This window comes from Flavobacterium litorale (assembly GCF_019613795.1).
Classification (GTDB): Bacteria; Bacteroidota; Bacteroidia; order Flavobacteriales; family Flavobacteriaceae; genus Flavobacterium; species Flavobacterium litorale.
The window spans coordinates 1,804,428-1,829,089 of the sequence record NZ_CP080429.1; the positions used below are offsets into that span (position 1 = coordinate 1,804,428).

The window sequence follows — 24,662 nt, forward strand, 5'->3', positions numbered from 1 at the left end:
CTTTATAATTAACGTAATGCCATAGGTACTTCCATAAGTAGTATTTCGGCATTGTCTGATGTTGCTTTTAGGTTTATTGCATCAGTATTCCATACACCAAGCCCATCACGGCGGTTTAATTGTATGTCGCCAATGGTAAAACTACCCTCCAATACAAAAGCATATACGCCGTTGCCTTCTTTTTTAATTTTGTAGTCAGTAGCTACGTCCGTATCAAATTTACCCATATGGAACCACGCATCTTGGTGTATCCAAACGCCTTCATCATCAGGGTTGGGCGATAGCACTTGTTGTAGCTTGTTGTGCCTGTCGGTTTCGTTCATTGTAATTTGATCGTAACGCGGCGTTACATTACGTTTATTCGGGAATATCCATATCTGTAAAAATTTGGTCAGCTTATCTGTATTACGGTTATATTCGCTATGCTGAATACCCGTACCCGCACTCATAACCTGTATATCGCCTTTTTTTATTACGGTATGTGTACCCATGTTGTCTTTATGCTCCAAATCACCTTCCAGCGGTATCGATATAATTTCCATATTATCATGTGGGTGCGTGCCAAAGCCCATGCCCGCATCTACACGATCGTCATTTAATACCCTAAGTACACCAAAGTGCATCCTGTCGGGATTGTGGTAACTAGCAAAACTGAATGTATGATGCGAATCTAACCAACCATGGTTGGCATGACCACGTGTTTCTGCTCTGTGTAAAACTGTATTTTCCATAATTAAAGATGTAGTATTTGGTAAATGATTAAAGCCAATGGTTTCGAGTGGCTGTATCTCGTCAATATTGTTTTTTAGCGGATTACCTATGGCAGCAGTAGTTATAAACATACCCGTACCCATGAGCCCTTTTCGTATAAAATCTTTTCTGTCCATTGTATTGGTTGCTTTAAGATTACAGTACAAATGTAGCATACAGAAAAGCCCTGTGCATTGAACTAGGACAAGAAAATATAGTAGTAAGTAGGGGGTAAGTAGTAAACAGAAACTTACTATTTGAACTTTTAGTAGTATTACAGTAGTATTAATTAGTAGGCGATCGCCTGTTCGCTATTTTTTAGCCTTTGGCTAGCTTGGTACGAATTTTACTCAAAAATTCGGCAGAAATACCCAAATACGATGCTATGTAATGCTGCGCCACGCGTTGGGGTATGGTAGGGTAGTCCTTTAAAAACTGTAAATACTTTTCGGTAGCCGATTTCGATATGGTATCGAACAGCCTATTTTGTGTAACTACCAAATGGCGCTGTAATAATATACGAAAAGCGCGCTCAAAGCGGGGTGCTTTGGCAAGGAGTTCTTCTTTGGTTTCGGGTGTAAAGATCAGAAACTCGCAGTCTTCCAACGTTTCTATAAAAATTTTGCTCGGCTCGCAATCGTCAATACTAAACGATATATCGCTAATCCAAGCATCTTCAATGGCAAATTGTAGTATAACTTCCACACCATTACCATCAACATAGTATTTACGGACGCATCCTTTTATAACAAAGGCTTCAAAGTTACAGCGTTCGCCTTCGCGTAGCATAATGGTTTTTTTAGGTACTTGTTTGTATTCTAGTAATGAGTTTAATATATCTAGTTCTTCTTTGGTAAAAGAAACATACCGACTTATACTCTTATTAATTTGCGAATACATATCCATTTGCTACGAGGCTTTATAGCAAATGTACTAAAAGGTACAGTTACTATAAAGGCTATATGTGTTATACTTTTATAGTAATTGTACCTTATTTACAGGAATTATTGAGCAGCTTGTGGCGTTTGTGGTTTTCGTTTTAAGATGGCTGCTGCTATTAACGAGATTAGTAAACCTACAGGTAATATTTCGGTATACGTTATTAGCCCTGCCAATAGTGGGTTTTTGTACAATTCTTTCCACCCTTCTATCTCTGCTACTTTTTCCGCTATAACATTTTCCGATGCCCCTTTTGCAATCAACCCATCAGTACATATTTCGGTATACCTACCCCAAAAATCATCAAGAAAAAAGTAATAATCAACAAGCCATACCACTACATATACTGTAGATGCGATTAGGCTAATGTATAAGCCTATTTTAAAGGCTTTACCAAAAGATACTGCACCGCCATTATGCTTGTCCCTATAACTTTTAACGGCTACAAAAATTAGCGAGAATGCCAACAGCATGGACGCGTAGCCGTAAATCATGCCATTCTCAAAATCAATAGTATCTGGGTTTAGCATCATTAATGTAAAACCAATAATGCTAATAAAACCAGCAATGAGTCCGAATGTTAGTACAAGTTTTTTCATGGTGTTTTTGTTTTATGTTTATGAGGCAAAAATGACTAAACCTCATGTTTTATTAGTCATACTTTTGGGTGATTCTACTAAAAAGCAGCGGTTTTACTACTTTGGTACTATGCAATGAGTTGTAGTTGGCGTGCTTTCTCTACCGCTTGGGTACGCCGTTTAACCTCTAGCTTTTCATAAAGTTTAGAGCTATGTGTTTTTACGGTATTAAGCGATACAAATAATTGCTCGGCTATTTCGGCATTGCTCATGCCTTTTGCCATAAGTTCCAGTACATCAATTTCGCGCGGGCTAAGGTTGGAATCTTTTAGTGCGGCTTCGTTACGCACAAATGCTGTTTCGGGTTTTAAGTATACCTTTTTCTCAACAACTATTGTTTCCTTTTTAGGTTTGGTAAGTTTTAATGCTAACCAAATGCCCAATGCAGTAAATACAACTGCAATGGCTCCGCTGTATATCTCTTGCGCATGGCTTAGTATTAAAAAACGAAGCTCTAGCCAGCGCAATAAAAATAATAGCAATGCCAGTACACAACCGTATACTATAAGCCATTTATATTTAATTACTACCAAACGCATAAGTAACTTGTTTTGAGCAAAGATAAAAATTCTGTTGTAGATGTAGTTTTGGTACTGTATTTTTGAAAGTATTAAACTATATACTCATGAAGATTGTTATATCGCCTGCTAAATCGTTGGATTTTGAAACGAAACTACCTACCCGTAAACGTAGCGAGCCTGATTTTTTAAAACAGGCAGCAACGATACAGGAAACGTTAAAAGAAAAATCGCCTGCCGATTTGATGGAGCTAATGAGTATATCGGATAAGTTGGCGGATTTGAATTGGAATCGTAATCAAGAATGGGAAACGCCTTTTACAACCAAAAATGCGCGCCCTGCTATTTATGCTTTTAATGGCGATGTTTATACGGGCTTAGATGCTTACACCATACCCACAAACAAGCTTACTAAATTACAAGACACCTTGCGTATACTTTCGGGTTTATATGGGTTGCTAAAACCCTTGGATTTAATGCAGCCTTACCGCCTAGAAATGGGTACTAAATTGCCAGTAGGGGAGCATAAGGATTTGTATGCTTTTTGGAAAGAAACAATTACAAATACTCTAAACCATGAGTTAAAGGATGATGAGTTATTTTTGAATTTAGCGAGTAAGGAGTATTTTGATGCGGTAGATACTAAGGCATTAAAAGTGCCTGTTATTACTCCAGAGTTTAAAGATTATAAAGATGGCAAATTACGCATGATAAGTTTTTATGCCAAAAAGGCTAGGGGGATGATGGTACGTTATATTATTGATAAAAACATACGATCGTTAAACGGTTTGAAAGGGTTTGATTATGATGGATATAGTTTTGATGCAAAACTATCTAAAGGAAATAAATTAGTGTTTACACGCTAAAAACGCATCGGAAAAATGGTATAAGTAAAATCTATACTGATTTTTTAAAACTATAGTAATCAATTAATTGTAATTTGGTTGATGAAGTATAGGTTTAGCTGTAAATCCAGTTTTTTATAAGTTGCTTTCCATGTGGTGTAAGCACCGATTCGGGATGAAACTGCACTCCTTTAACATCCAAATGTGTATGACGTAGCGCCATTATATTGCCTGCATCGTCTGTAGCTGTTACCTCTAAAATAGCAGGTAAATTTTTTTGGTTTACACTCCACGAATGGTAACGCCCTACTTGTATCGTACTCTTTAAACCATCGAATAAAGGTTCGTTTTCTACTACTATATTTACATTAGTAGCCACGCCATGATATACTTTTTGCAGGTTTATAATACTGCCTCCAAAAACTTCGGCAATGGCTTGTTGCCCCAAGCATACGCCTAGTATGCTTTTGCTTTTGGCATAGGTTTGTATCACCGCTTTTAGCAGCCCCGCATCGTTGGGTACACCTGGACCTGGCGATAGTACTATTTTATCATAATTAGCTACTTCATCAATATCCAATTCGTCATTCCGAATTATGGTTACATCGCAGTCAAAAGCCTCTAAATAATGTACTAGGTTGTAGGTAAAACTATCGTAGTTATCTATAACAAGAATTTTTTTCATTGTACGGAAATAAGTGCAAATGTAATAACATTTAATGGCATGGAGTTTTTATTGTAAAACAATAGTAAACCCCTGCCAGTAACTGACAGGGGTTTACACTTAACACAAAATCCAAACCTTAATAATTATTAGTACTGTAGTTTTACAGTAAGCTCAAAATCGTCGTATATCATTTTGTCGCCCAATCCATCAAAAAAGCTACCCGAACTGTACTCAATGCCGTATTTCGTTCTGTCTATTTCAAACATAGTTGTTGCACTATTTTTAAGTACTGTAAGATTAAAGCTTACAGGCTCTGTTATGCCCTTAATAGTTAGGTTGGCTTTAACAGCATATGTATCGCGCCCTTTTGCTTTTACCGATGTAAAAACAAGTGTAGAGGTAGCGTACTCTTGTACACCAAAAAAGTCGTCTGCTTTAAGGTGACCTTCTAGTTTTTCTTTTCCTTCTCCAGCTTTAAGGTCAGTTACTGTAATCGATCGCATGTCTACTGTAAAGTTACCCCCTACAAGCTTACCATTGCTAAATTTAAGCACACCGTCTTTAAAGCTAATTTTACCACTATGTTGTCCTGTTACTTTTTTACCAACCCACTCTATTTTACTTTTAGAGGTGTTTATTTTCTTGTCTTGTGCTGTAGCACCAATAGTAGTTCCTAATGCCATTACTAAAGCAAATGCGATTGTTTTTAGATTTTTCATTGTTTTCTTTTATTAAAAATTGCGTTATATATTAAATAGTTATAAATAATTCTTCTTCCGATTTTCGTACTTTCTTCATGTGCTGGAATTCGTCCTCCTCATGCCTGTAGCCTACCGTAGCCACTACCGATGCCGTTAAGCCCATAGCCTCTAACCCTAGTATTTTGTCAAATTCAACTTTATTAAAGCCTTCCATAGGGGTAGCATCTATTTTTAAAATGGCTGCGGTTGTAATAAGCGAACTCATTGCCAAGTAGGCTTGTTTTGCTGCCCAAAAACTTTTACTAGTTTCGTCTTGCGCTCCAATAAAGCCTTCCATAGCTTTAATAAAGGGCGTTACTGTTTCTCGGGTAATTTCTCGGGTAGTTATAATGTTGTTAACATAAGCATCTATATGTTTTTTACCTACATTAATTTCGCTTGCAAACACAAAAACGTGCGATGCATCTGTAATACCATTTTGGTTAAACGCTACAGGTTTTAACTGTTTGCGTATCTCGGCATCTTCAACTATTATTACTTTGTACGGTTGTAATCCTAATGATGATACGCTTAGCCTTACGGCTTCTTTTAATGTTGTAAGGTCTGTAGGTGTTATTTTTTTATTTGGGTCGTATTTTTTGGTTGCATAGCGCCAGTAAAGGCTCTCTATATAATTATTCATGCTATTGTATTTGTAATTACGTTACTTATCCTCTGTATTTTTCTAGCAAACTGTTTAATTGCTCTAGCTCGTTACCACTCAGGTTTTTAGAATATTCTGTTTCTTGTCCTTCAACCTTTGGGTCCAATTCATTCAGTAAATCCAGTCCTTTTTCGGTAATGGTAATATCCATTTTTCGTCTGTTTTCGCTACAAACCTTCCGCATAACCAAGCCTTTGGCTAGTAACTTGTCAACCAGTCGGGTGGTGTTGCTAGTACGCGATATCATTCGTTCCTGAATTAAATGCATATTGGCAGGTTTACCCTTTTGCCCTCTCAATATTCGTAACACATTAAATTGTTCAGGAGAAAGCTCGTAAGGTTTTAAAATATCATTAAAATTATCTGCCAATACATTTTGCGTGTACATTATATTTAATATCGTTTTCTTCTCTAACGCTATTTCGTTTGTTGCTTTTATCACATCTTCTATCTTCATAATTGTATCTACAAAATTTGTATGTACAAATGTATATTCTTTTTACTATTGTATATACAAATATTAGGTTAAAAATGTGTTAAAACGTACGAGGTCTTATTTTTTCAATTACTTTTAATCTTTTTGAATACGTACGCAATAATGAAATTAATTAAAACTAAAATAGCAGTAGTTTTACTACTACTTGTATTGGTTGCTTGTAAGGGAGAGGTTAAACCACAAGAAGCAACTGAAATTACCCCTGCACCCAACCCTATAAAAGTATATACTAAAGACGACATTAGTGTTAAAGCATACAAGTATGATGGGTTGGAATATTTCCTGAACAGAAAAGACAACGATACTACTTATGTAGTTAATTTTTGGGCTACTTGGTGTGTACCCTGTGTAAAGGAGTTGCCTTATTTTGAGCAGCTAAACACTAATTATAAAGATGAGAAAGTAAAAGTACTTTTGGTTAGCCTTGATATGCGCAAGATGATAGATAGTAAACTAATTCCTTTTTTAGAAGAGAAAAAATTAGAAAGCGAGGTTATTGTAATGACGGATCCTGACTCTAATTCGTGGATTCCGAAAATAGATAGTACGTGGAGTGGTGCTATACCAGCTACTATTATTTACAACAAAAACAAACGTAAGTTTTACGAGCGTTCGTTTACGTATGATGAGCTAAATGCCGAATTAATGGCTGTAAAATAAAAGTACAAAACAGTTTAATTTTTAAATAATAAATAAGATGAAAATAACTAAATTTTTAACCCTTTTTATAACAGCAGGATTACTTGTATTAAACGTATCGTGCAAGTCTGAAAACGACAAAGCTGAGGAAACAGCAGAAACTACTGAAGCGAATGAAGTAGCAGACAATACAGAAAACAAACCTGCCATGAAATCGGGGTACAGTATAGGTGATGTGGCAACTGATTTTAGCCTTAAAAATGTTGACGGTAACAATGTAGCCTTAAAAGATATGGCAGATGCCAAAGGGTATATTGTAATATTTACATGTAACCACTGCCCATATGCTGTAAAATACGAAGACAGAATTATAGCATTAAATAAAAAATATAAAGCTAAGGGGTATCCTGTAGTAGCAATAAACCCAAACAACCCTGACAAAACACCAGACGATAGCTTTGAGAAAATGCAGGAGCGTGCCGAAGCTAAAGACTTTACTTTTCCGTATTTATTTGATGACGGACAAAAAATTTACCCGCAGTATGGTGCTACAAAAACACCTCATGTTTATGTGTTAGAAAAAACAGATAAGGGGAATATAGTACGCTATATAGGAGCAATTGATGATAATTATGAAGATGCTGCTGCAGTAAAAGTACCGTATGTACAAAACGTAGTTGATGCATTGCTAAGAGGCGAAGAAATTGCTGTAGAAGAAACCAAAGCTATTGGTTGTTCTATAAAAGCATAATACCTTTGCAGGAAATAAAATTATAATAATGAATTTATCGGAACAAGAATGGTGGCAAAAGGCACAAGCAGATACCAATGCGGTACTACTTGATGTGCGCACCGAAGACGAAGTGAATAATGGTATAATTCCTAATGCTATAAATATTGATATTTATAAGGGGCAGGGATTTATAGATGAACTTGAAACGCTTGATAAAACAAAAAACTACTATGTGTATTGTGCTGCCGGAGGGCGTAGCGCACAAGCCTGTAGTGTAATGAATCAGCTTGGGTTTAGTACAGCCTATAACCTTTTAGGAGGCATATCACAATGGAACGGTCCTGTTGTATTACCAAAATAAACTTTGTTGCATAGCAAATAAAAAAGCAGCCCTAGGGCTGCTTTTTATATTATATAGCTTTTATGTTCTGTTACATTTTTCGTAGCGCATCAATATCTGTAAGAATAATTTTTTTGCCCGATAAAATTATAAGTCCATTTTTTTTAAAGTCAGATAACAATCGTATACAACTTTCAGTAGCAGTACCAATCATCCCTGCCAATTCTTCGCGCGATAATTTTATGGTGAGGCTATTATCAGCTTCATCGGTACCAAAATTATCGTATAAATACAAAAGTACTTCGGCAAGGCGTTGTTTTACCGATTTTTGTGCCATAGTTACCACATGGTCATCAGCATCCTTAAGGTCACCACAAATACTACGCATCACATTCATCGAAAACTCGTTATTCGTATTAAAGAAACCCATAATTTCTGCTTTCGGAATAAAACAAACCTCCATATCATCAATGGCAACAGCACTTAAATTAACAGGCTCTTCGCTAATTAACGATCGTTGCCCTAACAGCTCGCCCTTGGATATTAGTTTTACAATTTGTTCATTGCCGTTGGCACTAAGCTTAGTCATTTTACAAATACCATCCTTAACACAAAAAATACCTTTCAGGTTTTCACCTTCTGTAAAAACAGGTTCTCCTTTTTTAACCGTATAAAACGTTTTACAGTTGGAAAGACTAAGTAATTCATCTTTCTTTAACGCTTTCAGAGAGCTAAATTGCCTAACTATACATTGTTCACACTTGCTCATAAATAATCAATTCTAGTGTTACTCTGTTGCAAAGGTATTCAATAATTGTCAACATGACAATTGTCATATTTTATTATTTCATACTATCGCACCTTTGTACTAGGTAAAAGAGCAGATACTATGGATACTAAAAATTGTTTCCATTGTGGATTAACCGTAAAGGTTAATGAAGAAATTATTTTCGACGAAAAATCATTTTGCTGTAACGGTTGTAAAACTGTTTACGAAATATTTAATGCAAACGGACTTTCGTGCTACTATGATTTTGAAAATGCACCTGGTGCAACCCCACAGGATATAAAAGGTAAATATGATTTTTTAGATAATGAAACAATTGTAACTAAGCTTCTTGATTTTGAAGAAGACACTACGCAAATTGTAACGTTATACATTCCGCACATTCATTGCAGCTCCTGCATTTGGATACTCGAAAATTTAAATCAACTTCAAGAAGGTGTAAGTAGCTCACAAGTTAATTTCTCCAAAAAAAACGTACGTATTGTATATAATCCCGAGCAAATTACACTAAAAACCCTAGTACACCTACTAAGTTCAATAGGATATGAGCCTTATATAAGTCTTGAAAATTACGAAGTAAAGAAGAAAGGCATTAGCCGAGAGCTAACCTATAAACTGGGTGTTGCTTTTTTTTGCTTTGGTAATGTAATGCTGTTATCGTTCCCTGAGTATTTTGATGTTGATGAATTTTGGTTGGACAAATATAAAGGCTTTTTTAGATGGTTAATATTTGCCTTGTCGTTACCGTCATTTTTGTATGCAGCAAGTGGGTATTATGTTTCGGCATACAAAAGCATTCGTTCGGGTATGCTTAATATCGATGTACCCATTGCACTTGGGTTAATTGTAATGTTTATTCGGAGTACTGTTGATATTGTTTTTGGCTTTGGGCAAGGTTTTTTCGATACTTTAACAGGGCTAGTATTCTTTATGTTATTAGGACGATTGTTCCAACAAAAAACCTATAATTTCCTATCATTCGAAAGGGATTTCAAATCCTATTTTCCAATAGCAGTAACCAAAATAACGCCTAGTAAACAAGAAGTATCGTGCCCTGTATACGATGTTAAGGCAGGGGACAGGTTATTAATTAGAAACCAAGAATTAATACCCGTAGATGGTATACTAATAAGTGCCGAAACAGCCATTGATTATAGTTTTGTAACGGGCGAGGCAATACCCATTAGTAAAAAATCGGGCGATAAAATATATGCTGGTGGCAGGCAAACAGGCAAGGTAATAGAGATGGAGGTGTTAACATCGGTATCACAAAGTTACCTCACACAATTATGGAGTAACGATGTATTTACCAAAAAGGATACCGAAAACTACAAAACACTTACCGATACTATTAGCAAGTACTTTACACCCGCCATACTAACACTGGCAATAGCCACTTTTGTGTACTGGCTTTTTATAGATGTTAATACTGCCTTTACCGTATTTACCGCAATACTTATAGTAGCGTGCCCCTGTGCATTAGCATTAAGTGCACCATTTACATTGGGTAACGTACTGCGCATAATGGGCAAACGCAAATTTTACCTTAAAAATGCTACTGTAATAGAGCAAATGGCTAAAATAGATACGTTAGTTTTTGATAAAACAGGTACAATAACAACCAATAAAAAATCGGATATAACGTATGAAGGTGTAGTACTTACTGAAGAAGAAATAGGGGTACTAAAAAATTTGCTAAGAGGCTCTAACCACCCACTAAGCCGACGCTTGTACGAGTTTTTGCCAGCTTGTAACGTGGTAAATACTACCGATTTTAAGGAGGTAACGGGGCAAGGCATAATGGGTAAAATAGGGGAGTATACCGTAAAAATTGGCTCTGCCTACTTTGTAGAACAAGATTTGCCGCCATCTTTTCAAACCAATGTACACATTGCTATAAATGGGCAGTATAAAGGGAAGTATATTTTTAACAACCAGTACCGCAATGGCTTGGCATCACTATTTAAAACGTTAAGCAAAAACTATAAGCTTAAGATACTATCTGGTGATAACGAGGGAGAACGCGAGGCATTACAAGAATTATTACCCAAAGGTACTACCCTTAGCTTTAACCAAAAGCCCGAACAAAAACTTGCTTTTATAGAACAATTACAAAAACAAGGCAGTAATGTGATGATGATAGGCGATGGGCTTAACGATGCTGGTGCGCTGGCACAAAGTAATGTAGGTATAGCCATATCCGAAAATGTAAATGTTTTTTCGCCTGCCTGTGATGGAATATTGGATGCAAGCCAATTTAGCAACCTCAATTACTTTTTAAGCTATGCTAAAAAAGCAACCAAAACCATTAAAATGAGCTTTGGCTTATCACTACTTTACAATGTTATAGGGCTATCGTTTGCTGTAGCGGGTAAGCTATCGCCACTAGCAGCAGCTATATTAATGCCCCTTAGTACCATTACCATTGTAAGCTTTGTAACCATAACCAGCAATTACTATGCAAAAACAATAAAAAAATCAGTATAAAAATTTGAAGTATGACAAATATCATATTTTAAGTAGTTGTCCTGAAGTAGTTTTGTTAACATAAATTTAGGAAGGTATGAGCGTAATCTATTTATTAATCTCCATCAGTATCGTAGTGGCTGTTGGCTTTTTTGTTGCTTTTGTAAAAGCGGTAAAAAGCGGACAGTATGACGACGATTATACACCATCGGTCAGGATGCTTTTTGACGATGAGTTGAAAAAAGCTAAAAAAAATTCGAAACCCAATAACAACAAATAATTATGGAAGTGCAACAATTTTATTACGATAATAAAATAGTTAAAAAGTTCCTCTATGCCTGCATTGTGTTTGGTGTAGTAGGGATGCTTGTAGGGCTGTTAATAGCTTCAATGTACATGTTCCCAAACCTTACCGATGGGATATCGTGGTTAAGTTATGGCAGACTACGACCATTGCATACCAATGCAGTAATTTTTGCCTTTGTAGGTAATGCTATTTTTGCAGGAGTATATTACTCCTTACAACGTTTGCTAAAAGCACGTATGTACAGTAACTTTTTAAGTAATGTAAACTTTTGGGGTTGGCAGCTCATTATTGTAGCCGCCGCCATATCGCTTCCGTTAGGCTATACCACATCAAAAGAATATGCCGAATTAGAGTGGCCTATAGATATAGCTATTGCGCTTGTTTGGGTTGCTTTTGGTGTAAACATGATTGGTACAATACTAAAAAGAAGAGAGCGCCACTTGTATGTAGCCATTTGGTTTTACCTTGCTACGTTTATAACCGTTGCAGTACTTCACATCTTTAATAGTTTAGAGTTACCAGTTAACGGTTTAAAAAGTTACTCCGTATATGCGGGGGTGCAAGATGCGTTAGTACAATGGTGGTACGGGCACAATGCCGTAGCATTCTTCTTAACAACACCATTTTTAGGGTTAATGTATTATTACCTGCCAAAAGCAGCTAACAGACCCGTTTACTCGTATAAACTATCTATTATTCACTTCTGGTCGTTAATATTCATATACATCTGGGCAGGACCACACCACTTGTTATACTCAGCCTTACCAGACTGGGCACAAAACTTAGGGGTAGTATTCTCTGTAATGCTTATTGCGCCATCATGGGGTGGTATGATAAACGGACTGCTTACCCTTAGAGGAGCATGGGATAAAGTACGAACCGACCCAGTTTTAAAATTCTTTGTAGTAGCCGTTACAGGTTACGGTATGGCAACGTTTGAAGGACCAATGCTTTCACTTAAAAACGTAAACTCTATTGCACACTTTACCGATTGGATTGTAGCACACGTACACGTAGGTGCCTTAGCTTGGAATGGTTTCTTAACCTTTGGTATGATTTACTGGTTAATACCCCGTATGACAAAAACCAAGTTATACTCTATTAAAATGGCAAATTTCCATTTCTGGATAGGTACACTAGGTATTATACTATATGCACTACCCATGTACGTAGCAGGATTTGCACAAGCCAGTATGTGGAAACAGTTTAACCCCGATGGTTCGTTAGTATATGGTAACTTCCTAGAAACCGTACATGCTATTATGCCAATGTATTGGATGCGTGCTATAGGAGGAACATTATTCGTAATAGGATTACTGGTATTAGTATACAACATTATAATGACGGTTAGACAAGGTCAGGCTATAGAGGACGAACTTGCCGAAGCACCAGCATTAAAGAAAATAAGTAAGCGAAGACTTAAAGGAGAGAAATTCCACCCATGGTTGGAAAGAAGACCAATTCAGCTTACCATATTAGCTACTATAGCCATACTTATAGGAGGTATTATACAAATTGTACCTACCATAATGGTAAAATCCAACATACCAACCATATCAACCGTTAAACCATATACACCGCTAGAATTAGAAGGACGTGATTTATACATACGAGAAGGTTGTGTAGGTTGCCACTCGCAAATGATACGACCGTTTAGAAGTGAGGTAGAGCGTTACGGTGAATACTCTAAATCGGGAGAGTACGTGTACGACCACCCATTCCTGTGGGGCTCTAAACGAACAGGGCCCGACTTAATGCGAATAGGAGGTAAGTATAGCGATAACTGGCACTTTAATCACATGTGGGATCCGCAAAGTACATCAGACGGCTCTATTATGCCAGGTTACAAATGGCTATTCGATAACGAAAAAATGGATTACTCCTATATCCAAAAGAAAATGGAAGTAATGGTACAATTAGGAGTACCCTATACTGAGGAGGATATTGCTAACGCCTATAAATCTATCGAAGAACAATCTGCTGAAATAGAAGCCAACTTACACAACGATCCTGATTTTGTGAAGAGTTATGAGGATAGCCGAAAAGCGGCTGCTACACGAGGAGAAGAATTTGTACCCATGAAAGAAAGAGAGATTGTAGCGCTTATTGCTTACCTGCAACGCTTAGGTACAGACATCAAGATAAAAAATACAACTGACGATAATTCTAAATAACCAGAGCTATGCTAAAGTTTATAAAACATAATATGGATACCATCGCTGGGATAGAGGTGTATCCGATAATATCACTACTTATATTCTTTATCTTTTTTGTAGGGCTATACACTTGGGTGTTTACCTACAAAACAGAAAAGATTGACGAATTGAGCAATTTACCTTTTTCTGACGATGAAGAGCATAACGAAAATTTTAACCAATAAAAAACTGGAATCATGAGAAAAATAATTCCTGTATATGTACGCGTACCCGTTTTATTCGCCCTAGTATTTATGGCTATGGAGTACTTTATAGACTCTGGTGAGAAACCCGCATTTATAGAGTACCCTATGGTATCGGTGTTTCTGTTTGTATTCCTATTCACACAAATAGCTATAGAAATAGTTATTAGTGCTATGGATAAAATTACCTATGCTATACTTACTGAAGAGCAGAAAAAACAACTTGCCGAAACAGAAGCAATGGGTATAACAGAAACGGCATGGTACAAAAAACTAAAAGGATTCTTTACCAAAAGCAAACCTATTGAAGAAGAAGATACGATAATACTAGACCATGATTACGATGGTATTAAAGAGCTTGATAATGTATTGCCACCATGGTGGGTATACCTCTTTTACATAACTATTATTTTCTCGGTTATTTATTTGGTTCGTTTTCATATTTACGGTGGTTACACCCAAGAAGAAGAGTTCCAGAAAGAAATGGCTGAGGCTAAAATTGCTGTAGAAGAATACAAAAAAACAGCTAAAGATTTGGTTAGTGCCGAAACGGTTACATTATTAACCGAATCAGGCGACTTGGCAAGTGGTAAAGAAATATTTAATACCAATTGTGCTGCCTGCCACAGAGCTGATGGTGGGGGCGGTATTGGACCCAACTTAACCGATGCGTACTGGATACTTGGTGGTGGTATTAAAAATGTATTTACAACCATTATGGAAGGTGGTAGAGATGGTAAAGGTATGGTGGCATGGAACGGTACATTAAAACCATCCGAAATACAACAAGTATCAAGCTACGTTCTTTCAATGCAAGGTACTAACCCTCCTGATGCTAAAGCAGCAGAAGGCGAAATATGGCAAGACGAAACAGAAGCACCAACAACGGAAGAAGGAGCAGAAAATGCAGATGATAAAGATGCTACAGAAGAAACAGCAGCCGACACTGAAGAAGAGTTACAAGTAGCTCAAAACTAAAACAACAAGCACAATGGCAGCACAAATGGATGATGGATTTCGTGATACAATAGGCACGATAGATGAAGAAGGGAAACGGTCGTGGCTTTATCCTAAAAAGCCATCAGGAAAGTTTTACAAATACAGAAAATTAGTTAGTTATTTTTTACTAGCCGCACTGTTTTTATCGCCTTTTATTAAAATAAATGGTAATCAATTCCTGATGTTTAATGTGCTAGAACGCAGGTTCAATATTTTCGGATTTCCGTTTTGGCCGCAAGATTTCCACCTCTTTGTTATCTCCATGATAATAGGAGTAGTATTTGTAGCCTTATTTACAGTAGCATTCGGTCGTATATTTTGTGGTTGGATGTGTCCGCAAACCATCTTTCTCGAAATGGTATTTAGGCGTATCGAGTATGCTATAGAAGGCGACAGGAACGCACAAATGAAGCTGGATAGAATGGAGTGGAATGCCGAAAAGATTAGAAAAAAAGCACTCAAGTGGACTATATTCTTTATCATTTCGTTTGCCATAGCCAATGTGTTTTTAGCTTACCTTGTAGGTAGCGATAAACTTATTGCCATGGTGCAAGATGGTCCGTTGGAGCATTGGGGTAACCTTATAGCATTGCTAATATTTACGGGGGTATTCTACTTTATATTTGCGTGGTTCAGAGAGCAAGTTTGTATTATAGCATGCCCTTACGGTAGGTTACAAGGCGTACTACTCGATAACAAATCAGTAATTGTAGCGTACGACCATGTTAGGGGAGAAGCAGAAGCAGGACGCGGAAGAATTGTTAAAGGCGAAGATAGAGTTGCATCGGGTAAAGGCGATTGTATTGACTGTAAGTTGTGTGTACATGTTTGCCCAACAGGTATTGATATTAGGAATGGTACACAGCTAGAATGTACCAACTGTACTGCCTGTATTGACGAGTGTAACACCGTAATGGAAAAAGTAGGCTTACCTAAAGGCTTAATACGCTATACCAGTGAAGACGAAATAACTAAAAAAGAAAAATTTAAGTTTACAGCTAGGATGAAGGGGTACAGTGCCGTACTGCTAATATTACTAGGCATATTTACAGGAATGCTGTTTTTACGAAATGATGTTGAAGCTACTGTTTTACGCTTACCTGGGCAGTTGTACGAACACAAAGGCGAAAACATAAGCAATGTATTTACCTATAAAATTGTAAACAAAACGGCCAAACCTTTTAACAACGTTTATTTTAAATTGGTAAAACCGCAAGGTGTAGTAAAAATGGTAGGTAACGATACCTTTACCATTGAACGAGAAGGTTTAGCCGAAGGAACATTGTTTATAGAAATTAACCCAGCCTATTTGGATGGCGATAAAACCAAAATAACCCTACAAGTATACGATGGCGATAAAGTGATTGAAACAGAAACAACAACCTTTTTAGCACCGCGTACTTTTAACTAAATACAAATAGTATTATGAATATTAAATTGAATTGGGGTACTGGAATTGTTATTGCATTTGCATTTTTTATAGCCTTTATACTCTTTTTTGTAATCAAGGTACAATCCGATGCTAAATACGATAACGAGCTTGTAGTAGACGATTATTATAAAAAAGAGCGTGTATTGCAGGCAAAAATAGATAAGCAGCAAAATGCAGCCAGTTTAAAAGATAAAGTGGCTATACTAAATGAAAGTGAAGCCATTAAAATAGTTTTTCCAAGTGGTTTTGATGCTACTAAAATAAAAGGAAAAGTGTCCTTATACCGACCGTCTAACCAAAGACTCGATTTTGAAATTCCGATTTCAATTTCGGTTCCTTATCTGCTCATACCTAAAAGTGATTTGGCAGGCGGTCGTTGGGGCATTACTGTAGATTGGGAGTACGATGATACAGCATATCTTAATAATAGAATGCTAACACTATAATTAAAACAATAACCCAATAGCATTAACCATGCTCTACTCAGCACTCATATTAGGTTTACTCTCTAGCCTGCATTGCATAGGCATGTGCGGACCTATAGCCATGATGCTGCCTGTAGATAGGCATAATCCCGCCAAAAAAGCAATCCAGATAATGCTATACCATACAGGCAGGCTTACTGCCTACGGTAGTTTAGGGCTTATTTTTGGCACATTAGGCAAAGGGCTTTATTTGGCAGGAATGCAGCAACAAATGGCTATTATAGCAGGTGTTTTAATGATTGTTGTTGCTATGACTCCCGAAAAGATATTTGCACGCTACAATTTCTCAAAACCAGTATATAAACTAATAGCTAAAGTAAAAACAGGCTTAGGAAATCAGTTTAAAAAACGAAGTTATAAAGCCTTATTTATAACAGGGCTTTTAAACGGTTATTTGCCATGCGGTATGGTATATGCAGCCCTATTTGGTGCTATAGCCATGCAAAATACAACGCTAGGCTTTGGTTATATGGTATTGTATGGTGTAGGTACCATACCCATGATGAGTGCCGTGGTATACGTATCGGGCTTTATGTCGGGGCATTGGCGTAACAAATTAGCAAGTTATGTACCTTATGTAGCTGTTTTTATAGGAATGCTTTTTATAATGCGTGGGCTAGGTTTGGGCATACCCTACATATCACCTTCTGATGCTAGCCTTTTCGTTCAGAATAATCCCGATTGTGTTGTAATAAATCCATAATAAAAAAGCCGCTAAACCTAAAATTTAGCGGCTTTTTCTTGCGTTAGGGTTAGTTAATCTAAACAGTCATCGAAAATAATTTTGTTTGTGGCGCTTTACGTTTCAATCTCAAATCGAAAGCCATGCATATATTGCGCACAAACGGTTTTCCTTTTTCGGTAACAATAATATTATTTTTTCCTAGTACTAATAATTCGTCCCTTTCCATTTCGGTAAGATTTAGTAATACATCAGGCAATTCGTCAAAATAATCAGTTTCCTCCTCCCACGATGTTTTAAATTGGCACATAAGGTTGAGTATATGTTTTCTAATAAGCAAATCCTCATCAGTGAGCAAATGCCCTCTAAATACAGGCAGTTCATTACTATCTAATCGTTTATAATAATCTTCTAACGTTTTTTCGTTTTGCGCAAAACTGTACCAGCTATCGCTAATAGACGATACACCCAAACCAACCATTAGTTGCGTTTTACTGGCACTATAACCCATAAAATTGCGGTGTAGTTTACCCGATGTAAAAGCAGTGTACATACTATCTGATTTTAAGGCAAAGTGATCCATACCAATTTCATGGAATCCTTTTTCAGATAAAAGTTGTTTGCCTTTTTCGTACAGCATACGCTTTTCGTTATCTTTGGGCAAGTTGCTCTCATCAAAGCCACGTTGTCCGTTGCCTTTTATCCAGGGCACGTGTGCATAGCTGTAAAACGAAATTCTATCAGGATCTAACGATTTTGTTTTCTCAATTGTATCCGTAATATTCTCAATCGTCTGAAAAGGCAATCCAAAAACCAAATCGTGGCTTATAGAGGTATATCCTATTTCTTTAGCCCATAAGGTAACCTTAGCTACGTTATGGAAAGATTGTTGCCTGTTTATAGCTTTTTGTACCGTTGGGTCGTAGTCCTGTACACCAAAACTAACCCTACGGAAACCTAAATTGTATAAAGTTTGTAAATGACTTCTGGTGGTATTATTCGGATGCCCTTCAAAACTAAATTCATACTCTGGAGCTTTATCAGCATCTTTTAAAATACCCGTTATTAGTATCTCTAAATTTTTAGGACTAAAAAAAGTAGGTGTACCACCACCAAGATGCAATTCTTTAATTCGCGGTTTTTGTGGCAATAATTCGCAGTATAACATCCATTCCTTTAATACGGCTTTAATGTATACTTCCTCTACATCATGTCGTTTTGTAATACGTTTATTACAACCACAAAAAGTGCACATACTCTCGCAAAAAGGTAAGTGTATATACAGGCTAATGCCCTCTCTACTATTACTTTCATCAAAAGCATGGAGTAGTGTATCTTTCCAATGTAAGCCCGTAAACGCTTCCTCATTCCAGTACGGAACGGTAGGATAACTAGTATATCGGGGTCCTGGCACGTTGTATTTTTGTATTATCGAATTTTTCATAGCGACACTATTTTCAATGTTCAAAAATAATAGTATATATATCGCAAAAAAATGATAATTGTCATGCCACCGTTTATGGAATGTTTTTATCTTTATTCCTCACAAATTATAATTATGAAAAAAATAGTACAACTTTTTGCAGTGCTTATACTAATAGCCTCTTGTAAAACAGAAGAGAAGAAAGAGAATATAGTGCTTGTTAAGCCAACGCTTTTTCATGAGAAAATGATTGAGCACAAAGGGCAAATTGTTGATGTGCGTACACCTGAAGAGTATAAAGAGGGGCATATTAAAAATGCTATGAACATTCATTTATATGATAAAGACTTTAAAGACCGTTTAACACAATTGGACAAGGACGAACGTGTGTATGTGTACTGTAAAGTAGGGGGTAGGAGCGCATCGGCAGTAGAAATAATGAAAGCCAATGGCTTTACTAATATTGTAGAGCTTGATGGCGGTATGGATGCTTGGTTGGATGCTAAAAAACCTATTGAGCAGTAGTTATAACTTACGCCATTACATCGTGCATACTTTCGTTTCGTTCCATCATTTTTTTAGCAAAAGGGCATAACGGCAGTATTTTTACACCTTTTTTGCGCGCAAAGCCTACCGCTTTTTCCAATAATTGTGTACCTATTCCTTTAAATGCGGGGTTGCCAATGGTATGGTCTATAATAAATTTATCTTCGCCTGCCCATACGTAAGTCATTAGTCCTGCTTCGGTTTTACCTTCTACAGCTCTAAATTCACCTTTTTTACCATCGTCAGTATGTAAAATCTCCATTCAGTTTATTTTTTTGGTTTAAAATTATTGCTTTGCTTGGGTAGGGGTACATAGCCCGTTTCGTTAGGAATACTCGGGAATTCTTTAGCTTCCCACCTTTGTTTGGCATCTTCTATTGCTTCACGGGTAGAGGCTACAAAGTTCCAGTAAATATGGCGAGGTTCATCAAAAGGTTCGCCACCAAAAATGTATATTGTGGTATTTTCGTTTATTGTAAATTCGCAAAGCGATGCTTCTTTAGCTACCAATAACTGCTTAGGGTTATAAGTGTTTCCTTCTATAGTTACACTCCCTTTTAGTATGTACATAGCACTTTCGCCATACAAATCGTTACCAATGTTTAGCGTTGTTTTTTCTTTACTTTTTAGCTCGATAAAATACAGTGGACTATACACAGGTACTGCCGATTTTTTACCAAAAGCTTCCCCTGCAATAAGTTTTATTTGCACACCGTTATTATCCCAAACAGGCATTTCATCTTCGGTTATGTGTGCAAAGGTAGGTTCCATGGTTTCCAAGTGTTTGGGCAATGCTACCCATATTTGCAACCCATGCAGTTTTTTTTCAGAATTCCTCAGGTAATCGGGTGTTCTTTCCGAGTGTACAATGCCTTTACCCGCCGTCATCCAGTTTACCTGCCCTGGTTTAATTTCGATAACCGTGCCCAAACTATCGCGGTGCATAATACTACCCTCAAACAAATAGGTTAGGGTAGATAGCCCGATGTGCGGGTGCGGTCCGACATCTAAATTTTCGTGATCGTTTAGTGCTGCGGGTCCCATATGGTCGATAAACGAAAAAGGTCCTACCATTCGTTTTTCTCTAAAAGGGAGTAATCTTCCCACTAAAAAGTTACCAATATCGCTTGGGCGTTCTTTTATAATCAAATTAATATTCGACATGTATATTTTGATTTGAGGATGACGATTATAAATATAAGATTTTTAATGTTGCTTTTAAGGCTTGGGAGTACTATAATTTTTAGATTGATTTTTTTAAGCGTAATTTTACACACTCATCCTATTTTGGGTTTTACTTACCAATGATAAAAAAACTTTTTGCAGATAAAGAGGCAGTAAAGTATATACTTTCTACTGGAGGCATATCTTTTTTATTTCGTATGATAGCAATGCTGCTTAGCTTTGCTATTATGTGGATTATGACGAATTACTACGGTAAATCCGTATGGGGTTTGTATTCGCTGGCACTTACCGTTATGCAAATAACAGCTATGTTTTTTGCTTTGGGGCTGCCTAGTGCCTTTGTAAGTTTTTCGGGTGGTTTTACTAATAAAGCGTTATCCAAAGGATTATTAATAAAATCGGCAAAAATAGCATTGCTCTCATCAATAGTACCTGTGCTATTGTTTTCGGCAGGAGCGGGATTAATAGCAACTTACATTTTTGAAAAAGAAAATTTATACGGTTATCTGCTTATTGTTGCTTTGGGCACGCCTTGTATGATACTGCACGAAATTATCTGCTACTATTTTGTTGCCATGAAGCGGTTTGTAGTTTACGGACTGTCGATATTTATTTTACCGAATGTTTTTTTAATTACTGCCTTACTACTTTTATACAATAACAATTTAGGCGATTATTATACCTTTTGGGGCTATGTAGTGGCTTATTTGCTTACTGTTATTATTATGCTGGTTTATATTTTTGGGAAAAATCAGAAAATTATTTACCCTGATATTGCTAAGCGTGATATTTTTAAAAAATCGTTCCCGATGATGATGAGTGGTATTTTTTTGGTACTACTTAACTGGACGGATATGCTAATGTTGGGACGTTTTGAAACAGCCGAACAGATTGGTATTTATAACACTGCTTTTAAAGTGGGGTATTTGTCGTTATTTTTTATTTTATCGATGAATGCTGTGGTACAGCCCAGAGTATCGGAGCTGTATCATCAGAAAAATATTTCAGAAATGAAAAAGGTGGTAAATCGCGCCACACAATTGGTAATAGTGTTAACGTTACCACTGGTTTTTGGACTAATATTTTTTAGAGAGCTATTACTGGATTTATTTAACGATACTACGGCACTAGGTGGTGTTACTTTAATTTTGGTTACCTTAGGGGGATTGTATAACGCCATGACGGGTAATGTAGACCAAATACTAAACATGACGAATAACCAAAAGAGTGTTAGTGTTATTATGCTTTGTGGTTTTATAGTAAATGTTATACTTAACTTATTTTTAATTCCTGCCTATGGCATAGAGGGGGCGGCTACTGCCAGCTTAATAACCAACATATTTGTAAATACAGTGTTTGTTATTATCATAAAAAGAAAACTGGGCTTTTACACTTTTATGTAAATAAAAAACTGAGAAAGAAGTTACTCTTTCCCAGTTCCGATTTAGTAGTTGTGTTTTCCCTAAGTTGTAATTACTACTAAGCCTTATATTATTGTACCATACATCGTAATTGGTAGGTTTTATTTTCTGTTGTTGTTACCATCATAATGTAAATTCCTTTTGGTAAACCGTCTGCTGTTACTGCTATCTCGTTGTTTGTTACATTGTAGCTGTTGCTCATTACAACTCTTCCCATCATATCTACTAACTGTACATCAGCTTTGCTTGTTTGCTCTGGTAATACTACTGTTGTATGTCCTGAGAATGGGTTAGGGTAGTTGTACATTTTAGTTGCTGATAATGCCTCGAATGTATCTGTACTTAATGCTGCCTGTGCTCCTAATCGAAGTGCTGATACACTTATTTGGAAGGGGTCAAACGAGGTGTAGTTTCCGATTACCGAGAATACAAACTCTTTAATGTTTCCGCCTTCGTAGCTTTCTGTACCATTTGTAAAGTCGCTTAATGCAATGCTGTACTCCATTATATTTTCGGTTGCAGGGATTTGGAATCGTAAACGGTTGTTCCAGTCGCTTAATCCTTCGGTTACCATTACTACCTCTATAGCGTGTGTACTTTGGTAGTTAAAGTTAATTGCTTCGTACTCTGTAGCATCTAGTGTAAGCTCACCTGCCAAAATGTTTCTAAAAAGGTTTACGGTACCGTATAGTGTTCCTGCTACTGTAGCATCGCGCTCTATGGTATACGTGCCAGCTTCAACTTCTGTTTCCATGTTGTACCCTGTAATGTTAAATGTAGTTAACGATGCTTCGGCTTCATTGTAATCTACACCCCAAGGACCATCCGCCATGTACAATCCGTCTGCTCTTACCGAAGTGTTTGCGTTAATGGAGAAACCGATATCGAATATACCGCCTGTTACTACTTGTACCGTTTGGTTTAAATTACCATTAAGTGCAATTTCTTGTGTAAAGTTTTCTTCATCATCCAGTTCTGTAACTTTTTTGTTTCCTTCAAAACTTAATGATGATGCCATTGATTTGTTTACAATCGCTAGGTTAAGTACACCATTTTTGTAGGTTCCGTTTTTTACAAATACCGATGGTATTCTGTTTTCCATTGCAGTATCGGTTACTGTTTTATCTGCTTCTAGCTCGTTTAATACATGGTTTGCTACGCTACATACCTGCCCCATGTTGGCGCCCCAAAACTGGAAGTTAGTATAGTTGGCGGTAGGGTATTGTGCAATGTTCCAGTAGCTGTGTAAAACATTCTCGGTAGCTGTTTCCTCTATGGAGAAGCTAAGTGCATACTCTATAACACCGTTGGCTCTTTTTAGTTTTACCATTATTATTTCGTGTCCTTGCAGTTTTATGGTTCTAACATCCTCTAAAGATGATCCGTTAAGCCTGTCGCATATTACTTTAGAGTGGTCATAAACATTACCTGTTGTTTTTGTAGCTAATGCTGCTGCAACTCTTTCAGTATTTACGTAATAATCTATAGCAAAGATTTCATCTGCATTGGTAATTCCTATTAAATCTTCTGGACTGGAGATGTAGGCGGTTTCGTTACCAAACATTCCTGTATCTGGAAATAAGCTTTCCATAGTTGCAACACTACTCTTCATTTGTACGTTGCTCATTGCAAAGGGTATTTGTAATGCTTTTTTATTTAAAAAAGAGTTTGTTTTTGTACGCTCAAAGTTACGTTTTGCTATAAGCCCTGCAAGGTTGCCATTACTCTCAAGTCCACCATCGTTACCTGAAGATACATCGGCAGCAGTACTTACATCAGCATAGTTAGCTACTTGTATTGCCTCGTAAGGGTTTGCAGTAACGTAGAATACGGCATCGTTAAAATCGTTATCGCAAGAGCCATAATCTCTTCTAATATCTTCAAAACCAAGTATTAATCTTTCATTATCAGGGTCAGCAAGTAATACATTGTGGTGTCTTAACTCAGGGTCAGCTTCTGGGTTGTAGTTTGGGTTAGAGAATACTCTCCATAATCCGTCGGTAACACTACCGTTCCATCCGTTGGCTAATAGTACCCATCCAATACCTGTTCCAGCTTCAAAATCGCCAATTTTAACCTTGTCGCCAGCTAATAGCCCACCACCTGAATATAATGCAGATACATTTGGGAATACAATAGTAATATCTTCTGTTGTTGGTGCACTTGTAGGTGGGTTGTTTACATCGTAGGTATAAAAACCAAGTATGTTTTTATAACCTGCTCCTTCTTTTACAAAGGTTACCCATACGGCTGCATCGTCATTAAGTATAACATCAGTATCATATCCTGCCGAGATGTATTGTGGGTTGTATTGTGGTACGGGGTACCCTTCTGGCAGGGAGTTGCTAACAAGGTCCAACGTAGCTTGTGTAACTACATCTCCCTCTGCTTCTAAATAATCAGGTACTCCTTGGTTGTTGTAAGTTCCTAAATACTGGTATTCTTGTGCAACAATTAGTGTATTAGTTAGTAAGGCTGTAAGTAATAGTAATTTTTTCATAATCATTCCGTTTAGAATTATGATTCAAATATATCTATCAATTACGCCTATAATTGCTTGTT

The 24,662-nt window shown here is 36.9% G+C and carries 27 protein-coding genes; 14 read left to right on the top strand and 13 right to left on the bottom strand.

Annotated features, from left to right (window positions below):
• Window positions 1–8: 8 nt before the first annotated feature.
• The 4 genes from K1I41_RS08165 to K1I41_RS08180 form a co-directional block, all read right to left on the bottom strand.
• A complete protein-coding gene (locus K1I41_RS08165; protein WP_220641838.1) occupies window positions 9–731 on the bottom strand; it encodes a pirin family protein in 723 nt (240 codons plus the stop codon).
• Window positions 732–1,068: 337 nt separating this feature from the next.
• Entirely contained in the window at window positions 1,069–1,656 is a 588-nt protein-coding gene (locus K1I41_RS08170) for a Crp/Fnr family transcriptional regulator (protein ID WP_220639875.1), read from the bottom strand.
• A gap of 98 nt (window positions 1,657–1,754) precedes the next feature.
• Window positions 1,755–2,288, bottom strand: coding sequence for a DUF4199 domain-containing protein (locus K1I41_RS08175; protein WP_220639876.1), 534 nt, complete (start codon window positions 2,286–2,288; stop codon window positions 1,755–1,757).
• 107 nt (window positions 2,289–2,395) lie between these two features.
• Entirely contained in the window at window positions 2,396–2,866 is a 471-nt protein-coding gene (locus K1I41_RS08180) for a response regulator transcription factor (protein WP_220639877.1), read from the bottom strand.
• A gap of 86 nt (window positions 2,867–2,952) precedes the next feature.
• On the opposite strand from K1I41_RS08180, the gene yaaA reads away from it, so the two are divergent.
• Window positions 2,953–3,711, top strand: coding sequence for a peroxide stress protein YaaA (gene yaaA / locus K1I41_RS08185; RefSeq protein ID WP_220639878.1), 759 nt, complete (start codon window positions 2,953–2,955; stop codon window positions 3,709–3,711).
• A 94-nt stretch (window positions 3,712–3,805) separates the two neighbouring features.
• On the opposite strand, the gene K1I41_RS08190 is transcribed toward yaaA, so the two are convergent.
• The 4 genes from K1I41_RS08190 to K1I41_RS08205 form a co-directional block, all read right to left on the bottom strand.
• Window positions 3,806–4,375: an anthranilate synthase component II gene (locus tag K1I41_RS08190; RefSeq protein ID WP_220639879.1), complete on the bottom strand. Its 570-nt coding sequence runs from the start codon at window positions 4,373–4,375 to the stop codon at window positions 3,806–3,808.
• A 128-nt stretch (window positions 4,376–4,503) separates the two neighbouring features.
• Window positions 4,504–5,076: a YceI family protein gene (locus K1I41_RS08195; protein WP_220639880.1), complete on the bottom strand. Its 573-nt coding sequence runs from the start codon at window positions 5,074–5,076 to the stop codon at window positions 4,504–4,506.
• 31 nt (window positions 5,077–5,107) lie between these two features.
• On the bottom strand, window positions 5,108–5,740 hold the full coding sequence (locus K1I41_RS08200) for an NAD(P)H-dependent oxidoreductase (RefSeq protein WP_220639881.1): 633 nt from the start codon (window positions 5,738–5,740) through the stop codon (window positions 5,108–5,110).
• A 25-nt stretch (window positions 5,741–5,765) separates the two neighbouring features.
• Window positions 5,766–6,218, bottom strand: a complete 453-nt coding sequence (locus K1I41_RS08205; protein ID WP_220639882.1) for a MarR family winged helix-turn-helix transcriptional regulator — start codon at window positions 6,216–6,218, stop codon at window positions 5,766–5,768.
• A 141-nt stretch (window positions 6,219–6,359) separates the two neighbouring features.
• Here K1I41_RS08205 and K1I41_RS08210 point away from each other — a divergent pair, with 141 nt between their 5' ends.
• From K1I41_RS08210 to K1I41_RS08220, 3 genes are read left to right on the top strand one after another with little or no spacing between them, the layout of a single operon-like run.
• A complete protein-coding gene (locus K1I41_RS08210) occupies window positions 6,360–6,917 on the top strand; it encodes a TlpA disulfide reductase family protein (RefSeq protein ID WP_220639883.1) in 558 nt (185 codons plus the stop codon).
• Window positions 6,918–6,954: 37 nt separating this feature from the next.
• Window positions 6,955–7,647 (top strand): thioredoxin family protein, encoded by a 693-nt coding sequence (locus tag K1I41_RS08215; RefSeq protein ID WP_220639884.1) that lies wholly within the window; start codon window positions 6,955–6,957, stop codon window positions 7,645–7,647.
• A 28-nt stretch (window positions 7,648–7,675) separates the two neighbouring features.
• On the top strand, window positions 7,676–7,990 hold the full coding sequence (locus K1I41_RS08220; RefSeq protein ID WP_220639885.1) for a rhodanese-like domain-containing protein: 315 nt from the start codon (window positions 7,676–7,678) through the stop codon (window positions 7,988–7,990).
• 70 nt (window positions 7,991–8,060) lie between these two features.
• Here K1I41_RS08220 and K1I41_RS08225 read toward each other — a convergent pair whose 3' ends face one another.
• Window positions 8,061–8,738: a Crp/Fnr family transcriptional regulator gene (locus tag K1I41_RS08225; RefSeq protein WP_220639886.1), complete on the bottom strand. Its 678-nt coding sequence runs from the start codon at window positions 8,736–8,738 to the stop codon at window positions 8,061–8,063.
• 120 nt (window positions 8,739–8,858) lie between these two features.
• On the opposite strand from K1I41_RS08225, the gene K1I41_RS08230 reads away from it, so the two are divergent.
• From K1I41_RS08230 to K1I41_RS08265, 8 genes are all read left to right on the top strand, one after another.
• Window positions 8,859–11,243 carry a heavy metal translocating P-type ATPase gene (locus K1I41_RS08230; protein WP_220639887.1) on the top strand — a complete coding sequence of 795 codons (2,385 nt, stop codon included), beginning with the start codon at window positions 8,859–8,861 and terminating at the stop codon, window positions 11,241–11,243.
• A 76-nt stretch (window positions 11,244–11,319) separates the two neighbouring features.
• Window positions 11,320–11,502 carry a cbb3-type cytochrome oxidase assembly protein CcoS gene (ccoS, locus tag K1I41_RS08235; RefSeq protein ID WP_220639888.1) on the top strand — a complete coding sequence of 61 codons (183 nt, stop codon included), beginning with the start codon at window positions 11,320–11,322 and terminating at the stop codon, window positions 11,500–11,502.
• A 2-nt stretch (window positions 11,503–11,504) separates the two neighbouring features.
• A complete protein-coding gene (gene ccoN, locus K1I41_RS08240) occupies window positions 11,505–13,703 on the top strand; it encodes a cytochrome-c oxidase, cbb3-type subunit I (RefSeq protein ID WP_220639889.1) in 2,199 nt (732 codons plus the stop codon).
• Between the two features lie 8 nt (window positions 13,704–13,711).
• Entirely contained in the window at window positions 13,712–13,909 is a 198-nt protein-coding gene (locus K1I41_RS08245) for a cbb3-type cytochrome c oxidase subunit 3 (protein WP_220639890.1), read from the top strand.
• A gap of 12 nt (window positions 13,910–13,921) precedes the next feature.
• The gene (locus K1I41_RS08250; RefSeq protein ID WP_220639891.1) at window positions 13,922–14,905 is read left to right on the top strand and encodes a cbb3-type cytochrome c oxidase N-terminal domain-containing protein; all 984 of its coding nucleotides are present in this window, start codon (window positions 13,922–13,924) and stop codon (window positions 14,903–14,905) included.
• Window positions 14,906–14,918: 13 nt separating this feature from the next.
• Entirely contained in the window at window positions 14,919–16,337 is a 1,419-nt protein-coding gene (gene ccoG, locus K1I41_RS08255; protein WP_220639892.1) for a cytochrome c oxidase accessory protein CcoG, read from the top strand.
• Between the two features lie 14 nt (window positions 16,338–16,351).
• Window positions 16,352–16,804 (top strand): FixH family protein, encoded by a 453-nt coding sequence (locus tag K1I41_RS08260; protein WP_309508834.1) that lies wholly within the window; start codon window positions 16,352–16,354, stop codon window positions 16,802–16,804.
• A gap of 28 nt (window positions 16,805–16,832) precedes the next feature.
• On the top strand, window positions 16,833–17,546 hold the full coding sequence (locus K1I41_RS08265) for a sulfite exporter TauE/SafE family protein (protein WP_220639893.1): 714 nt from the start codon (window positions 16,833–16,835) through the stop codon (window positions 17,544–17,546).
• 58 nt (window positions 17,547–17,604) lie between these two features.
• Here the strand turns inward: K1I41_RS08265 and hemN are convergent, their stop codons facing one another.
• Complete coding sequence (hemN, locus tag K1I41_RS08270; RefSeq protein WP_220639894.1) at window positions 17,605–18,969, bottom strand: oxygen-independent coproporphyrinogen III oxidase; 1,365 nt, start codon at window positions 18,967–18,969, stop codon at window positions 17,605–17,607.
• 114 nt (window positions 18,970–19,083) lie between these two features.
• Here hemN and K1I41_RS08275 point away from each other — a divergent pair, with 114 nt between their 5' ends.
• Window positions 19,084–19,473: a rhodanese-like domain-containing protein gene (locus K1I41_RS08275; protein WP_220639895.1), complete on the top strand. Its 390-nt coding sequence runs from the start codon at window positions 19,084–19,086 to the stop codon at window positions 19,471–19,473.
• A gap of 7 nt (window positions 19,474–19,480) precedes the next feature.
• On the opposite strand, the gene K1I41_RS08280 is transcribed toward K1I41_RS08275, so the two are convergent.
• Window positions 19,481–19,756: a GNAT family N-acetyltransferase gene (locus K1I41_RS08280; protein WP_220639896.1), complete on the bottom strand. Its 276-nt coding sequence runs from the start codon at window positions 19,754–19,756 to the stop codon at window positions 19,481–19,483.
• A 5-nt stretch (window positions 19,757–19,761) separates the two neighbouring features.
• Window positions 19,762–20,658 carry a pirin family protein gene (locus K1I41_RS08285; RefSeq protein ID WP_220639897.1) on the bottom strand — a complete coding sequence of 299 codons (897 nt, stop codon included), beginning with the start codon at window positions 20,656–20,658 and terminating at the stop codon, window positions 19,762–19,764.
• A 140-nt stretch (window positions 20,659–20,798) separates the two neighbouring features.
• On the opposite strand from K1I41_RS08285, the gene K1I41_RS08290 reads away from it, so the two are divergent.
• Complete coding sequence (locus tag K1I41_RS08290; protein ID WP_220639898.1) at window positions 20,799–22,082, top strand: flippase; 1,284 nt, start codon at window positions 20,799–20,801, stop codon at window positions 22,080–22,082.
• An 88-nt stretch (window positions 22,083–22,170) separates the two neighbouring features.
• On the opposite strand, the gene K1I41_RS08295 is transcribed toward K1I41_RS08290, so the two are convergent.
• Entirely contained in the window at window positions 22,171–24,600 is a 2,430-nt protein-coding gene (locus K1I41_RS08295; protein WP_220639899.1) for a DUF4114 domain-containing protein, read from the bottom strand.
• Window positions 24,601–24,662 lie beyond the last annotated feature (62 nt).